At 69.5% G+C, this 15,603-nt stretch carries 12 protein-coding genes; 7 read left to right on the top strand and 5 right to left on the bottom strand.

Annotation, left to right across the window (positions count from 1 at the left end):
- Positions 1 to 278: 278 nt before the first annotated feature.
- The 3 genes from VZQ01_RS40525 (at position 279) to VZQ01_RS40515 (ending at position 2,733) form a co-directional block, all read left to right on the top strand.
- Positions 279 to 893: an NAD(P)H-dependent oxidoreductase gene (locus VZQ01_RS40525; RefSeq protein ID WP_223783352.1), complete on the top strand. Its 615-nt coding sequence runs from the start codon at positions 279 to 281 to the stop codon at positions 891 to 893.
- A gap of 137 nt (positions 894 to 1,030) precedes the next feature.
- A complete protein-coding gene (sitA5, locus tag VZQ01_RS40520; protein ID WP_223783353.1) occupies positions 1,031 to 2,383 on the top strand; it encodes a SitA5 family polymorphic toxin in 1,353 nt (450 codons plus the stop codon).
- A complete protein-coding gene (locus VZQ01_RS40515) occupies positions 2,383 to 2,733 on the top strand; it encodes a DUF2019 domain-containing protein (protein WP_223749060.1) in 351 nt (116 codons plus the stop codon). Before sitA5 ends, VZQ01_RS40515 begins: the two co-directional genes overlap by 1 nt.
- A 91-nt stretch (positions 2,734 to 2,824) precedes the next feature.
- Here VZQ01_RS40515 and VZQ01_RS40510 read toward each other — a convergent pair whose 3' ends face one another.
- Together VZQ01_RS40510 and VZQ01_RS40505 are read right to left on the bottom strand one after the other, a co-directional pair.
- Positions 2,825 to 4,021 (bottom strand): lanthionine synthetase C family protein, encoded by a 1,197-nt coding sequence (locus tag VZQ01_RS40510; RefSeq protein WP_426746322.1) that lies wholly within the window; start codon positions 4,019 to 4,021, stop codon positions 2,825 to 2,827.
- 190 nt (positions 4,022 to 4,211) lie between these two features.
- On the bottom strand, positions 4,212 to 4,418 hold the full coding sequence (locus tag VZQ01_RS40505) for a hypothetical protein (RefSeq protein ID WP_223749062.1): 207 nt from the start codon (positions 4,416 to 4,418) through the stop codon (positions 4,212 to 4,214).
- Between the two features lie 255 nt (positions 4,419 to 4,673).
- Between VZQ01_RS40505 and VZQ01_RS40500 the strand changes: the two genes are divergently transcribed.
- From VZQ01_RS40500 to VZQ01_RS40485, 4 genes are read left to right on the top strand one after another with little or no spacing between them, the layout of a single operon-like run.
- The gene (locus tag VZQ01_RS40500) at positions 4,674 to 7,880 is read left to right on the top strand and encodes a lantibiotic dehydratase (protein WP_426746321.1); all 3,207 of its coding nucleotides are present in this window, start codon (positions 4,674 to 4,676) and stop codon (positions 7,878 to 7,880) included.
- Positions 7,877 to 8,833: an efflux RND transporter periplasmic adaptor subunit gene (locus VZQ01_RS40495; protein WP_223749064.1), complete on the top strand. Its 957-nt coding sequence runs from the start codon at positions 7,877 to 7,879 to the stop codon at positions 8,831 to 8,833. The genes VZQ01_RS40500 and VZQ01_RS40495 overlap by 4 nt, the downstream gene beginning before the upstream one ends.
- Positions 8,826 to 11,045, top strand: coding sequence for a peptidase domain-containing ABC transporter (locus VZQ01_RS40490; protein ID WP_223749065.1), 2,220 nt, complete (start codon positions 8,826 to 8,828; stop codon positions 11,043 to 11,045). The genes VZQ01_RS40495 and VZQ01_RS40490 overlap by 8 nt, the downstream gene beginning before the upstream one ends.
- Positions 11,046 to 11,049: 4 nt before the next feature.
- A complete protein-coding gene (locus VZQ01_RS40485; protein ID WP_426746318.1) occupies positions 11,050 to 12,444 on the top strand; it encodes an MBL fold metallo-hydrolase in 1,395 nt (464 codons plus the stop codon).
- Between the two features lie 9 nt (positions 12,445 to 12,453).
- Here VZQ01_RS40485 and VZQ01_RS40480 read toward each other — a convergent pair whose 3' ends face one another.
- From VZQ01_RS40480 to VZQ01_RS40470, 3 genes are all read right to left on the bottom strand, one after another.
- Entirely contained in the window at positions 12,454 to 13,338 is an 885-nt protein-coding gene (locus tag VZQ01_RS40480; protein ID WP_426746317.1) for an efflux RND transporter periplasmic adaptor subunit, read from the bottom strand.
- 76 nt (positions 13,339 to 13,414) lie between these two features.
- Positions 13,415 to 14,914 carry a methyl-accepting chemotaxis protein gene (locus tag VZQ01_RS40475; RefSeq protein ID WP_426746316.1) on the bottom strand — a complete coding sequence of 500 codons (1,500 nt, stop codon included), beginning with the start codon at positions 14,912 to 14,914 and terminating at the stop codon, positions 13,415 to 13,417.
- On the bottom strand, positions 14,911 to 15,570 hold the full coding sequence (locus VZQ01_RS40470; protein WP_426746315.1) for a thioredoxin domain-containing protein: 660 nt from the start codon (positions 15,568 to 15,570) through the stop codon (positions 14,911 to 14,913). The genes VZQ01_RS40475 and VZQ01_RS40470 overlap by 4 nt, the downstream gene beginning before the upstream one ends.
- Between the last annotated feature and the right edge of the window lie 33 nt (positions 15,571 to 15,603).

Raw genomic sequence — 15,603 nt, 5'->3', positions numbered from 1 at the left:
TGGAAGACCCACCTGCACTGAGACTCAGTGGGTCGGGATCTTGAGTGATTTCAGGCGGATGCCATTCAACACATGAGAATTGCTGAACAAATCGAGCAGACCCTGTCACCGCAAGGGGCTGCATTTTTTTCATGTAGGCACGGCAATTCTGATCCGCGAGTGATCCTGCTCCGTCCGCCTTCGCGCCCTCGAACTTCGGGTTGAAAACGAACCTACCAAACGTAAGTTACCAAGAGTACGCAGCGGTCCGCAGGTGACCGTCGTCTGGAGCTTCCGCCATGCATGCCCTCATCGTCGTCGCGCATCCTGAAGAGAAGTCGCTCACCCACGGCATCGCCGCCCGGATAGGGGCTGCTGTGGAGGGTGCGGGGCATACGTTCGAGCTCGCAGACCTGTCAGCGGAGGGGTTTGATCCGCGGTTCAGCGAGGCGGACCTGGCGGTGCATCGCAGACAGGAGACGCCGCCGCAGGATGTCCTGGTCGAGCAGGCGCGAATCGACCGCGCGGACACGTTGGTGTTGGTCTACCCCGTGTATTGGTGGTCGATGCCGGCGTTGTTGAAGGGGTGGATCGATCGGGTGTTCTCGAACGGGTGGGCGTTCGACTTCGGGTTGAACACGGGGTTGGAGAAGAAGTTGAGGCACCTGAAGGTGCACCTGGTCGCCATCGCCGGCGCGGACCTGCGGACCTATGCGCGGCACGGGTACTTCGGGGCGATGAAGACGCAGATCGACCACGGCATCTTCGACTACTGCGGAGCGAAGGTCGTCACCTCGGAGCTGCTGGTCGACTCGGAGACCCAGGACCCCAAGGTCCACCTGAAGACCGCGCATGCACTGGGGACGAAGCTCTTCGGCGCCACGGAGCAGGCACGCGGCGCGGATGCCGCCTGAATGAGCGTGGGTCGACAGCAGCCCTTCGACCCAGCAACAAGTCCAGTGGGAGACAATTTCATGACTAGCTAGTATTTCACGATCCCTGGCGACGACGCACGCTCTCGAATGGGGAGCCTTCGCCAAGAGGACTTTGGATGCTGCCACGATGGTCGATCCCCCTAATCCTCGTGCTGTTGTCTGCATGCAGCGGCACCACGAGGTCCGTTCGACTCCAGACGGGCCGTGATGCCCCCATCCTCCTGACGCCACGCGGCGCCGGGGCCGCGCCGGTTGAAGTGGATGAGGACGACTTCGTTGACGCCATGAAGAGGCTGTCGCGCGGCGTGCGGCTGCCAAGTCATCCCCAGGAAGCAGCTCGGCGATTGTTCGAGATGGATGCGCGCAGCGGCACGTACCTGTACGAGCCACGTGGGCACCGCGTCATCCCGCTGGGACCAAGCGAGCATCTGGAGAGCGAACAACCCGCCCCAGAAGTCGCGCTGACACGCGCCTACCTGCGCTGGTGCGAACGTACGAACAAACCCAGCGATTGCCTGAGCATCCTGACAGAGAACCCCACCGTCACTGGAGATGGTCGTTACGCCCTTGCCATGGCGCAGGCCCAGGGGGCCGTGTGGGACGAGATGATGGACGCCTTCGAGGACATGGCCGATCCCCAGGCCGTGATGTCGGCGGTCCTTTGGACATGGACCACGTACTGCATCCTGCTCACGGTTCCCGAGCCCTTCTCGAAGGGTGTGGCCGCGGTGATGACTGCCTCGCTCATTGCCTACGTAGGGCTCGACACGTTCTGGAGTCTCATCGTCGGTTTCAAGCAATTGATGGCGGAGGCGGAGCGAGCGACCACGTTCGACGAACTCCGCGAGGCGGGAATGCGATACGGCCAGGTCATGGGCCGCAACGCGGCGCGCGCGTTCGCCATGCTGGCCATGGCGGCCATCGGAAACACGGCGGCGGGTCTGGGCTCGAAGGTGTCAGGGCTCCCAGCCGCCGCGCAGGCAGCGGTGCAGGCCGAAGCACAGGTGGGAATCCGGCTCGCTGCGGTCGCTGAAGTCAGCGCGGTGGCGGTGAGCGCCGAAACCGTCACCATCGCCCTCGCCCCCGGCGCCGTGGCCATGGCGGTGAGTGGCACTAGCGCAGGCACGGCCACCAAGGTCCAGCCGGCGGGCTACAGGGCCTGGGGGTCGTACAGTGGCTTCAAGAAGGCCATGGGCCCGGCGGGAAAAGACAAGGAGTGGCACCACATCGTCGAGCAGACCCCAGGAAACGTGAATCGCTTCGGGCCCCAGGCGCTTCACAACACCGAGAACGTCATCCCGATGGACAAGCTCCTGCACACGGACGTCAGCGCGTTCTTCTCTTCGATTCGACGCGATATTACGGGCTCGCCATTGACCGTACGGCAATGGTTGAGCACACAGTCGTACGGGGCCCAGCGTGATTTTGGACTGCTGGCCATCGAGAACGTGGCGAAGGGGCTCTGGTGATGGACCTGGAAAAGCTCGTCGAGGAATTCGCGCTGAACGTGGCGGCGCAGAACGAAGCCATCTTCCGGGGAGACGCCAAGACGGGGAACAAGCACGCCAGGAAGTACGGTGCTGCCGTCGATACGTTGCTGTCTCACGGAGATAAAGGGCGCGATGCGCTTCTCGTCCTGCTCAAGCACGAACGAATGGATGTACGAGTGATGGCTGCTGCCCATTTGCTCCGCTATCGAACGGCCGAGGCCAAAGCGGTCTTGGAAGAGGCCGCCAAGGGAAAGGGGCTTGTCCCCTTCGGAGCGCAGCAGGCCTTGAAGCGATGGGAAGAAGGAACCTGGGCGCTCGACCCGGGGTAGCCACCTACCGTCATGAACGGTGAGGCGAGGGCCCTGTAGCCCCCGCCCCCATGCCCCGAGGTGCGATGCCTCCGACGGCTCTCGTTCAGACTCACGCCGATTCACGAAGCGACATCAGCAGCACCCGATCCCAACTCGGCTCCACGCTCGAAGCCGCCGCGAGCAGCGCGAGCGCGATGCCCGCCGTTCCCTCCAACAGCCCAGGGCGATCCACCCACGAGGGCGCACCCCGCGCATCCTGCCCCCAGAAGGCAAAGCCCCCAACTCCCCTCCCCGGCTGCCCGAAGCGCAACGCATGCTCCAGCCACCGCCGCGCCGTGCTCGCGAAGAGCTCCTCCCCCGTGGCCTGATGAAACCGGTTGTAGATGTGGAGAAGCCCCGCCGCGCCATGGCACAACGGCGCATCCTTCACCCCGGAGTCCTCCAGCGGGCGCCTCGCGGCCTCACGCGCCATGTCCAGCGCCTCGGCCGCCCAGCCAGGCTCCCCCACGGCACGCGCCGCCGTGAACAGCACCAGCGACACGCCCGGATCTCCGTAGCACCACGCGGCGCGAGTGGGTTGCGGCGTCTTGCCAGCAACAACCCCGTGCGGAAATCGTCGCCCCACGAGTGGCAGTCGCTGCGCCATCACCCAGGACCACACACCGTCCAACAATCCCCGGGCCTCTGACTCCGCCACCCCAGCCCTCACGGCCCCCGCCAACACCGCGATGACGCCCGGCACACCATGCGCCACGCCCAGGTCGTGCCCCCCCTCGGGCGACTCGCGCCGCCAGGTCTCTCCCAGTCGAGCGACCACACCCTCCAGGCAACGCCGTGCATCCGCCCGGGGCAAACGTTCCAACGCATACACCCCCAACCCCACCAACCCCGAGAGCAGCTCCACGGGCCCCGTCCAGGGAGCCACGGCCAGCCGCTGGGCCAGCGCCGCGTCCACCTCCTCCAACGCGTCGCCGCCCTCCCCCAGGTGCTCCAACGCCCACGCCACCCCGCTCACACCCGAATGCAGCGACATCCCCATGGGACGTGACGCCACCGCCTCCATCGCGTCATCCAGCAGCCCCCGCGCCAACCCCGCGTGATGCGCGGACGCGGCCACCTTGTCCATCCAGGCGAACAGCAGCGCCAGGCCCGAGTCTCCAGACGCCAGCGATGCATCCGGAACACGCTGCGAGAGGGACTCCTCGATCGCCCGAGCCAACCCCTGAACGACCTGGAGCACCTCTTCCTGAAGCGCCCCTGCCACCAGGGGCCGCCAACTCGCGGAGCAGTCCATGTCTCCGTTCATGTTTCATGTCTCAAGACGTCACGCGCCACAAAACCCATCACAGACAGGCGCGCCGAGTCTGAAACACCCCAGACCTGATACATTCTCGACCCAGCTCGCGCGACAGGGTGCCCAGCCAACCACGGGCTGACCGGGCACCCCAGGCCTTCGACTCCCGCGTCACGGTGTGCACCGCGACACGGAAAGACGACTACGGATCGACCTGACCGGCCACCTCGGGAGAGGTCTCGATCACACCGCACTTGCCCGAGGGGAAGTTGGTGTAGGGGTTGGTGGTGCCGGTGCCACCGACAACGCCATCCAGCATCTGGAGCGCACCCTCGTCCATGGAGCGCAGCGTCTCGCGGTGAAGGGTGAGCTTGCGCTTCGCGACGACCGTCTTCTTCGGCTCGTTCACAAGAACTCCTGATCAGTGAGGGGGATGACGACACGGGTTTCACGTCACGAAACATGACGCGGTGCAGAATCCGTCACGACAACCTTCCGTGGCGGACAGCTTGACTCCTAACTCAAACAATCAAGTCAAGAAAAGGTGGGTCATAAAGAAATGGGTGGATTGACGGATGACGCGCACATCCATTATCCGGAGACTCGCGACACAGTCCGTCACCTTGAGACATCCTTGACCGCCGCCGATGCTCGCTCCCCCTCCGTGCGGAGGGCTCCCTTCCGACACGACGGCTTCCTGGCCATCCGCACGCCCCTGCTGCCGCTGGACGTGCTGGTGGAGTGGGCCTGCGGACTCGAGGCGCCGGGAGCCCGGCCCGAGGCACTCGAGGCGGCGCTGGCACGGGACCGCGTGCTGCTGCGCCAACGCCTGCGCGCGCACGTGGAGGATCCGCTGGTGCGCGAGGCGCTGTTCATCGCCTCGCCCTCGTTGATGGACAGCCTGTCGACATGGCTGGAGTCACCCGGGTCCGAAGCGGGCCAGAAGGTGGAGCACACCCTGGTGCGCTACCTGGCGCGCATGGCCGGTCGCGCCACGCCGTTCGGCCTGTTCGCGGGCCACGCGGTGGGCGGCCTGGGTGAGACCGCGTCGCTGCGCATCCAGGGGCGCACCGGGGTGCGCCGTCACACGCGGCTGGACATGGACTACGTGAGCGCCCTGGTGTCTCACGTATCGCGGGAGCCGGAGGTTCGACGCGCGCTCCACTACGTCCCCAACTCCAGCCTGTATCGTGCCGGTGGCCAGCTCCGCTACATGGAGTCCCGGCTGAACGGCCGCGAGCGCTCGTATCACCTGGTCGCGGTGGAGCCCGAACCCCACCTGGAGACCACCTTGGAGAAGGCCCGCGGCGGCGCGCCACTCGCGACGTTGGCCCACGCGCTGGTCTCGACCGAGGGTGTCTCCGAGGAGGAGGCCCTCGAGTATCTGGAGAGCCTGGTGCAGGCGCAGCTGCTGGTGAGCACGTGGGCGCCCGTCGTCACCGGCCCCGAGCCCCTGCCCTCGCTGCTGGAGTCCGCGAGAAACCTCCCCGCGCTGTCGACCGTGAGCGAGCGACTCACGCAGGTCGCCACCACGCTGACCGACCTGGACTCGAGGCCTCCGGGCCTGCCGCCGGAGACCTACCGCGAAGTCGCCAGGACGCTCGAGGCATTGCCGGTCCCCGTGGAGCTGTCGCGCCTGTTCCAGGTGGACATGTTCCGTCCCGCGCACGAGGTGCGTCTGCCGCGTCGCGTGTTGGACGAGGTGGTGCGAGGCGTGACGCTGCTCCAGCGCATCTCTCCCGCGGCGGGAGAAGGAACCGCCCTGGGCCGTTTCCGCCAGCGCCTGCTGGAACGCTACGAGGGACGTCCGGTGCCGCTGCTGGAGGCCCTGGATGAAGAGAGCGGCGTCGGCTTCATGACGTCACGAGGACCGGGCGCGGGCACCGGCCCGCTGCTCGCGGGCTTCTTCTTCCCCGGCAAGGGAGGACAGGAGGGCCCCCGGTGGGAGCCGCGCTGGACACACCTGCTCCACCGGCTGGAGTCCGTACGCCGCTCGGGTGCGGTGGAGCTGGTGCTGGACGAGTCGGACCTCCAGGCCCTCGAATCCCGCCGCCCCGCGCGGCTGCCGGAGTCCTTCGGCGTGGTGGGCACGGTGCTGGCGGATTCACCGGAGGCCGTGGAGGCGGGGCGCTTCCGCTTCCTGCTGGAGAACGTGCATGGCCCCTCGGGAGCGCTCTACCTGGGGCGCTTCTGCCATGGGGACAGGGAGCTGGAAGCCGCGGTGCGGCGCTACCTGAAGGCCGAGGAGGCCCTGCGGCCCGACGCCCTGTTCGCGGAGGTGGTGCACATGCCCGAGGGCCGCGTGGGCAACATCCTCTGCCGCCCAGCGCTGCGCGAGCACGACCTGGTCTTCCTCGGCCGCTCCGGTCTGCCGGAGTCGTCGCAGCTCCCGATGACGGACCTGTGGGTGTCGGTGGAGGGCCACCGCATCGTGCTGCGCTCGGGCCGAGAGGGCCGCGAGGTCGTGCCGCGCTTGACGAACGCGCACAACTTCGGTGCTCGCGGCCTGGGGGCCTACCGCTTCCTGGGCGCGCTGCAATCCCAGGACGTCGACGCGCTCCGATTCGAGTGGGGGCCCTTGTCGGATGCGCCCTTCCTTCCGCGAGTGGCGCACGGACGACTGGTGCTGTCGCCCGCCACGTGGCGCGTGCGCGGCGACACGCTGAAGGACTGGGGCGCGGCGCGAGGCGTGGCGCGCTTCGAGGCCGTGCAGCGCCATCGCGACGAGGCGCGCCTGCCGCGCTGGGTCTGCCTGAGTGACGCGGACAACCAGCTCCCCGTGGACCTGGACAACGTGCTGAGCGTCGAGTCCCTGGTGCAGGTGGTGAAGGCCCGCCCGTACGCGACGCTGGAGGAGCTGCTGCCCGGCCCCGGAGACGTGTGCATCGAGGGCGAGACCGGCCGCTATTCACACGAGGTGGTCATCCCCTTCCTCCGTCACGCGGCGGAGCCCCCTCGGCCCGCCACGAGGAACACCGTCGAGTCGTCCGGGGTGCGCACCTTCCCGCCCGGCTCGGAGTGGCTGTACGTGAAGCTGTATGGCGGCACCGGCACGCTGGACCGATGGCTGCGCACCACGTTGGGCGAGGCGATCCGCGCGGCGGTGGCCAGCGGCGCGTCGGACCGTTGGTTCTTCATCCGCTATCACGACCCCGAGCCCCACGTGCGGCTGCGCTTCCACGGCGCACCGCGGCGACTGGACACCGAGGTGTGGCCCCTGCTGCGCGACGCCTGTGCGCGGGCGCTCGCCTCGGGTGAAGCGTGGCGGCTGCAACTCGACACCTACGAGCGCGAGGTGGAGCGCTACGGAGGCCCGGCCGGAATGGAGGCTTGCGAGGCGGCGTTCCAGGCGGACAGCGAGGCGGTCCTCGCCATGCTGGAGGCGTACCCCGGCGACGCGGGCGCGGAGACGCGGTGGCGTCTGGGCGTGAAGGGCCTGGATGCGCTGCTCGAGGACCTGGGGATGCACCTCGACGCGAAGCTGGAGGTGATGCAGCGACTTCGCCGGAGCTTCGGCGCCGAGTTCAAGGTGGAGCGACACTTCGAGGCGCAGCTGAGCACCCGGTTCCGCAAGGAGGCTCGCGCGTTGGAGGCGCTGCTCCAGACGCCCCACGATACGGAGGGCCCCTGGAAGCCGGGGCTGCGCGCCCTCCAGCGCCGGAGCGAAGCGATGCGTCCCGTGGTCGAGCACCTGCGACACGCCGAATCGGAAGGCCGGCTCTCCGGGAAGGTGGAGGCGCTGGCGGAGAGCCTCCTGCACATGCACGTCAACCGGCTGTTGCCCGCGGACCAGCGCGCGCAGGAGCTCATCCTTTATGACTTCCTGACGCGCCTGTATCGTTCGCGCCGGGCACGGACGATGAAGACATGAGCGACGTACAGCCGCCCCCGCAGAAGCTCTTCCGACAAGAGGCGCTGGAGCATCACGCCCGGCCCGAGGCCCGAGGCGCGCTCCTGCGCATCACGCCAGGGTGGACCCACGCCGTCTGGTGGCTGGTGGTCGCGCTCGTCGTGGTGGGCGGCGTGGGCCTCGCGTTGGTGGACATCAACGACTACGCGCGGGGTCCGGTGCTGGTGCGCATCAAGGGCATGGAGGAGGTCACCTCCACCGCCGGTGGCCGCGTCAGTCGGGTCCTGGTGCGCCGGGGCGAACAAGTGCGCGCGGGCCAGCCCCTGGTGGAGCTGTACGCGGGGGGCGAGACGGCGGACCGGGAGCGGATGAAGGAGGAGTTCCGCTCGCGTCTCGCCATGTGGCTGCTGGAGCCACTCAATGTCGACTCCAGGCAGGCCCTGACCACGCTCCGGGCCCAGCTCGAGCTGACCGAGGCCCGGATGGGTGAGCGCGTGCTGAAGGCCCCTTGTGATGGCCAGGTGGGCGAGGTGCGCGTGCGCGAGCAGCAGTTCCTCACCGCGGGCGAGATCGTCGTGTCGCTGGTGCGCGGCGGCGCGGAGGCCTGGGCCGTGGCCCTGGTGCCCGGACAGTACCGTCCCATGCTGCGCCCCGGACAGCCGCTGCGCATGGAGCTCACCGGCTTTCCGTACGCGTGGCAGTCGCTCCAGGTCGCCTCCGTCAGCGACGAGCTGGTGGGCCCCGCCGAGGTGCGCCGCTACCTGGGGCCCGGCGTCGGGGACGCCATCACCGTGGACGACGGCCCCGTGGTGCTGGTGGAGGCCCGGCTGCCCCGGGAGACCTTCGAGTCGGATGGCGAGACCTACGCGTACCACCCCGGCATGGCCGGAGAAGCCTGGGTGAAGGTGCGCGCGCGCAATGGTTGGCTGACGCTGCTGCCGGTGCTGGAGCTGCTCGGGAAGCAACGTGACTGAGCCCACCCCACCCCCCTCGTTCCTCGAGCGCTTCCCCGCGCTGCAGCGGCTGGGCGCGCGCTTCAGCCGGCGCCGCATCCCCGTCGTCACGCAGATGGCGTCCACGGACTGCGGCGCGGCGTGCCTCGCCATGGTGCTGGGCTACTGGGGCCGCCACGTGAAGCTGGATGAGGTGCACGCGGCCGCGGGCCTCTCCATCCGGGGCATCTCCGCCCGCGCCATCCTGGAGGCCGGCCGGCGCTTCGACCTGGTGGGCCGCGCGGCCCAGGTCGACATGGACCAGCTCGACCTGCTGGAGCCGGGCGCGGTGCTGCACTGGGAGTTCCGTCACTTCATCGTCTTCGAGCGCCTGACGCGCGCGGGCGTGGAGGTGGTGGACCCGGCCTTCGGTCGGCGCCGTGTTCCGCTGGAGCAGTTCCGCAAGTCCTTCACCGGCGTGGCGCTGCTCTTCGAGCCCTCGGAGACCTTCGAGACGGCGGCGCCGCGTCGAGGACCCAATCGCTACCTGCACCTGCTGCTGGAGGAGCGGCCCGCGTTGCTGCGCGTGGCGGTGATGTCGCTGCTGCTCCAGCTGTTCGCCCTGGCGCTGCCGTCGCTGACGGGCGCGGTGGTGGACCGGGTGGTGCCGGCCGGAGACGTGCCGCTGCTCGCCACGCTGGGCGCGGGGATGGCCGCGCTGGTGGGCTTCCAGTTCCTCTCGTCGCTCGTGCGCGCGCACCTGCTCCTGCAACTGCGCACGCACCTGGATGCGCGGCTGACGCTGGGCTTCCTGGACCACCTGGTGCACCTGCCGTTCTCGTTCTTCCAGCTGCGCTCGGCGGGCGACCTGATGAACCGCCTGAACAGCAACACCACGGTGCGCGAGCTGCTCACCGCGGGCACGCTGTCCGGGCTGTTGGATGGCAGCCTGGTGCTGCTCTACCTGGGGCTCCTGTTCGCCGGCAGCGCGAAGATGGGCGCGCTGGTGACGGTGCTCGCCCTGTTGCAAGGCGCGGTGTTCCTCTTCTCCAGCCGACGTCAGCGCGAGCTGATGGCGCAGAACCTGGAGGTGAGCGCGTCGGCGCAGAACTACGAGGTGGAGCTGTTCACGGGCGTGCAGACGCTGAAGGCGATGGGGCTGGAGGACCGCGCGGTGCAGCACTGGTCCAACCTCTACGTGGACGTGCTCAACGTGTCGCTGGAGCGCGGCCGGGTGTCGGCGCTCACGGACTCGCTGACCGCGACGCTGCGGATGGCGTCGCCGCTGATGGTGATGGGGTTGGGGGCGCTGCTGGTGATGGAGGGGCAGCTCACGCTCGGACAGATGCTGGCGCTCAACGCCCTGGCGGCGGGCTTCCTGCTGCCCGTCTCGAACCTGGTGACGACGGCGTTCCAGCTCCAGCTCGTGGGCAGCTATCTGGCACGCGTGGACGACGTGCTGGAGTCACCCGCCGAGCAGCTCCCGGGAGAGCGTCGCCGCAGCCACGAGGTGGCGGGGCGCATCCAGGTGGAGGGCGTGTCGTTCCGCTACGGGCCGCACTCGCCGCTGGTGGTGCGGGACGTGTCGGTCACCATCGAGCCGGGACAGTTCGTGGCCATCGTCGGCGCGTCGGGCGCGGGCAAGTCCAGCCTGGCGCACCTGCTGCTGGGGTTGTACCTGCCCAGCTCGGGCACCATCCGCTACGACGGCGTGCCCCTCCAGGACCTGGACCTCAAGGAGCTGCGGCGGCAGATGGGAGTGGTGCTGCAGAACCCCTCGCTGTTCCGAGGCGACGTGCGTCGCAACATCGCCTATTCGGACCCGCAGCTGCCAATGGAGACCGTGCAGGAGGCGGCGCGCCGCGCGCAGGTGCATGCCGACATCGTGGCCATGCCCATGGGCTACGAGACGGTGCTGAGCGAGATGGGCTCCTCGCTGTCCGGAGGCCAGCGGCAGCGACTGGCGCTGGCGCGCGCGCTGGCGGCCAACCCCTCCATCCTCCTGCTGGACGAGGCGACGAATGCCCTGGATGCCCGGACGGAGCGGGCGGTACAGGACGCGCTGGCCGAGCTGCGCTGCACGCGGGTGGTCATCGCCCATCGGCTGAGCACCGTGCGCGAGGCGGACCTCATCCTGGTGATGAAGAACGGCCAGCTGGTGGAACAGGGAACGCATGCCGCGCTGATGGAGAAGCGCGGAGATTACTTCGAGCTGGTGTCCTCGCAGGACCGTCCCCACCAGGCCGCGGGGTAGCCGCATGCGCTTCGCGCCGGACGTCATCCTGGACCTCACGCCGCTGCCGGACAGGGTGGGCGCAGTGCCGTTCACCGAGCTGTTGGACGGGCTGCTGCGTGAGGGCTTCGACCCCGACGGCTCGCGGCGGGTGCTGGAAGCGGCGCAAGCGAGACTGGGGCCGGGGCTGCTGCGTCCCCAGGGCGTGGACGACGGTGGCTTCCTGGTGGAGTCACCGGTGCTCTTCCCCGAGCAGGGTGCCTGGTGGTGGGTGCTCCAGCAGGGCGAGGCGCGCTGGCGCACGCGGCTGGCCGTGGAGGACGTGCCGGCGGTGGCCGGGTTCCTGCGCGCCACGGCGCTCGCCTCGACCCTGGAGGAGGTGCGCGAGGCGTGGCCCTTCGATGAGGCGGGCTGGCGTGACTCGCTCTTCGCCGCGGGGCCGCCCCCCGCGCCCTGGGTGGAGCCCTCCGGTCCGGGCATCTACCGACGCGAGCATGCGAGTGTGCTCATCCGCTCACGGACGACGTCGGTGCTGGTGGACCCGATTCCGCTCCAGCGGCGGATGAATCACATCGGACTGGCACCGGGAAACCTGGCCCACGGCCCCCCCGACGCGGTGGCCATCACCCATGGGCATGTGGACCACTGGCACGTGCCGTCGATGCTGTCGCACCTGACGGACGCGAGCGTGCCGGTGCTGGTGCCGCGCGTGCCTCGCCCCAACCTGCTGACGATGCAGGACTTCGCCCAGGTGCTGGGCACGTGTGGCCAGCGCGCCCTGGCGCCCCAGTGGGGTGAGACGGTGCACGTGGGGGACATCCGCGTGGACGTGCTGCCCTTCTACGGCGAGCAGCCGTCGCCGGACGGTCCGCCGCTCGCCGAGGGGTTGCGGAGCTGGGGCAACTGCTACCGCTTCACCACCGAGGACTTCAGCTGCCTGTTGCTGGTGGACAGCGGGACGGACCCGGAGGGACGGATGGAGGCGGTGGTCGAGCGCTCGCGCCGGGAGCTGGGGCCGGTCGACGGGGTGCTCTCGTGCCAGCGTGAGTTCCTCTCGCCTTTCTTCGGAGGACTGAGTCACTACTGGGCCGCGCTGCCCTGGACGAGGCTGCGCGAGCTGTACGCGGACCACCTGGCCGGACGGCTGCGCAGTGCCACGGCCGGGCCCGCGGGAGTGGCCGAGGTGTGCGCCGCCGCCGGAGCACGTTGGTTCCTGCCCTACGCGAACGGCTTCGAGGGCGTGGGCCGAGCCATCCAGGACGTCGGCTGGGGACTGGGCGAGCCGTCCGAGGCCGCCTGCGGCGCGGCGGTGCGCGACCACCTGAAGGTCTTGGGCGTCGGCACGAAGGTGTTGGACTGGAGCCCCGGGGACGTGGCGCGCTTCGAGCGCGGCGAGCTGCGGTTGGACGCCGCACGCTGACGCCCGGGCTCAAGGCGTGGTCACGACACGGCCTCGCGCACGGGGGCCGGGCTGGAGGTACACATCCGCGACCAGTCCACTGGCCAGCTGGCTGCGCAGCGCCTCGGACACCTGGAGCAAGGCCTCGGCCTTCTGATGGCGCGAGGAGAGGTCCACCTCGGGCGACAACCGGTCAACGACGGCGGTCAGCTCCAGATTCACCGCGGGCAGGCGCACCCGCACGGTGTCACCGGGACGCACGCTTGGAGCCAGCTGCTCCGGGATGGCGAAGCGCAATCGCATCTGTTCGCTCACCAGCCTGAGCACGGGCATGCCCATGCTCACGCGCATGCCCGGTGTGAGGTACTGCTCGGTGACCGTCCCGGTGAAGGGGGCCTTCAACCGGGCCACGTTCACGTCGCGCTCGGCCTGCGCCGCGCGGGCCGTGGTCGAGGCCAGCTGGGCCTGCGCCAGTTGGAGGTCCGCCTCCGCCAGCGCCACGTCGTTCTGCGCCGTCTCCTCGGCCTGAGCGGCGGAGAAGTCCCGGATGCGCTGCTCGCGCGCGAGTCGTTGTTTGGCCTGGGCAACGACCAGCACGGCCCGGTGCACGACGGCCTCCGACGCGCGCATGTTGGCCTGACGCGTGCCCAGCTCCAGCCGGAGGGGCTCCGCGTCCAGCGCGGCGACGACCTCGCCCGCTTGCACGCGCTGCCCCAGGTGGGCCTTGACCTCGCTCAGCTGGCCTTCCACCGCGAACACCAGGTCCAGCACCTGACTGGCCACCACGACGCCCAGCAGCGGACGCGGCGCGGAGAGCACCTGCTCCTTGGGGCCCGGCTCCGAAGTCTGCGCCAGGGCACTCGCGCAGGACAGCCACAACAGTCCCGCCAGCGCCCTTCCCTGTCCGAACCTCATCGAATGCCTGGAGCCCATGCCGTTCGCCCAGTGTAGTCCATGCGGCGGGCTTGGGCAGTGGGGCAGGCGTGACGCCTCAGCTCTTGGCCTGATACAGGGCGATGATGTCGTGGATCTGGTCCGTGACGTGACGCAGCCCGTCCGCGGCCGCGTGCGTGGTCTCCAGGCGGGCCATCGAGGTCCGCATCAGCTCCGTCTGGTCCGACACCGCGTTGAAGATCTGCGCGACGCCCGCGGACTGCTGACTCACCACCGCGGAGATCTGCCGGACCGAGTCCGCGTTGTTCTTCACCAGCGCGGACAACGTCTTCAGCTGCTCGCCGGAGTCACGGATGCTCTCGATGCCTCGACTCATGCGCTCGCCGCCCTGTCGGGTGATCTCCACCACGCCCTGGATGCGCGTGCGCGTCTCCCCGAGCACCACCCTCACCTGCTGCGTCGCCGCCACCGACTGCCCGGCCAGCCCGCGAATCTCCCGCGCCACCACCGAGAACCCCCGCCCCGCTTCGCCCGAGCGGGCCGCCTCGATGGCCGCGTTGATGGCCAGCACATTCGACTGGTCCGCCAGGTCCTGCACCGAGCGGGTGATGCCCGCGATGCGGTCCGTGTGCGCCCCCAGCGACCGGACGCGCTCGGTGAGGTCCTCGGTCTGCTCGCGCAGCGCGGCCAGCCCCTCCACGCTCTTGCCGATGGCGGCCTCCACCGCCTCGCCCATGTTCCCGGCCTCCGCCGTGGTCTCCATCATCCGCGTCGCCTGCTGCGAGGCCACCAGCGACGTCTGGCGGATCTCCTCCGCCGTCACCCGCGTCTCCTCCAGCGCCCCCGCCTGTCGGGCCAGCTCCCGGCGCTGCTCCGCCGTCGCCTGCGTCAGGGTCCGCATGGAGTCCCGCAGCGCATCCGCCGACTCCATCAGCGGCCGCACCACCCGCTCCTCCACCGCGCGCCGCGACAACTCCAGCAGCGCCTCCCTCCGCGCCGCGTCCCGCATCTCCCGCTGCCCCTGCACACAGGACGCGATGAGGAAGAGGTCCTCGAACACCACCCACGCCGTGTGCTCCAGCCAGCGCCAGGACTCCAGCGCGTGAATCCCGAAGAGCGACTCCGGCCAGAACGCCCCGCGCAGGAAGTGGTCCGCCGCCACCACGCCGCTGAACGTCAGCAGCACCCGCCAGTCGCGGTAGATGGCCAGCAGCGCCAGGGAGCCGAAGATGTGGAAGTGGGTCTCGATGCGGCCGCCCATCAGGTGGATGAGCAAGCCGGACATCAACGCCTGTCCCACCGCGATGACATGGCGCGTGGAGGCCCGCCCCGACCGCGTCAGCGCCAGGGTGACGGGCAGTGCGCCGAAGAGCAGGCCCAGCCAGACGGCGGCCTCGACATGGAAGTGGACCGAGCTCTCGAGCCCCGCCCAGGCCCTGGGGGAGATGGTCAGCGCCGCGACGATACTGCCCAGCCATTGCAAGACCATCAACGCCGCGAACGTCCGGTCCGTGCGGCGGCTCAATGCCAGACTTTGTTTCGCGTGGAGCTGTTGAGACAGCGTGGCGAGCTCCGCCTCGGAAACCTGGATCCTCATCGTGGCGAAGCCCCCGTGACCTGTGAAGGTGTTCTCAACGCACAGCCGAAGACCGGCGACTCGGAGCGCTCGGCCTCGCCCGATGACACCAACGCGCGCAGGGCCAGTCCCCCAGGACTGTCCCCCTCATGTCCGCGCGCAGAGGTGATGCCACCGCTGAAGCGCTCCGTGCCATCCGGCGCGTAGAGCACCACGTGGCCGGAGGTCACCGCGCCCAGCTCCCGCGCCACCTGCCCGTCCACGTCCGCCAGCACCTCCACGCCCGGCAAGGCCCGCGAGCGCTCCCACAGCTCCGACTGGACGAAGCCCTCGGGCGCCTCGCGGGGCGCCCAGATGTAGACCCGCGTCACCAGCCGCGCCCCCGCGAAGTGCACCAGCTTCCCCAGCTCCGTCAGCGTCGCGCGCGAGCACGCGCACTGAGGGTGGAGGAAGACGAGCAGCGCCCAGTCGCCTGGGCCACGCGCGAGCCCCAGCGACTCCGGCAGCCTCGCGGGCGGCAGGGAACGCTCACCCGCGGCGTTCGCGTAGCGCCACAGCAGACCCGTTCCCGCGATACAGGCCACGAGCCACGCGCCCACCAGACACGCCAGGACACCCGGCCGCCCCACACGATGTCTCAACCCGACCTGGGTGGAGTCCCGGGCTGATACAGCCACGGCGGGGGGTGGGTCATCCTGGACGGCCATTCT

The organism is Myxococcus faecalis, assembly GCF_050039385.1.
Lineage (GTDB): Bacteria > Myxococcota > Myxococcia > Myxococcales > Myxococcaceae > Myxococcus > Myxococcus fulvus.
Note: the sequence above shows the minus strand (reverse complement) of the source record. Positions and strands in the feature narration are given on the sequence as shown.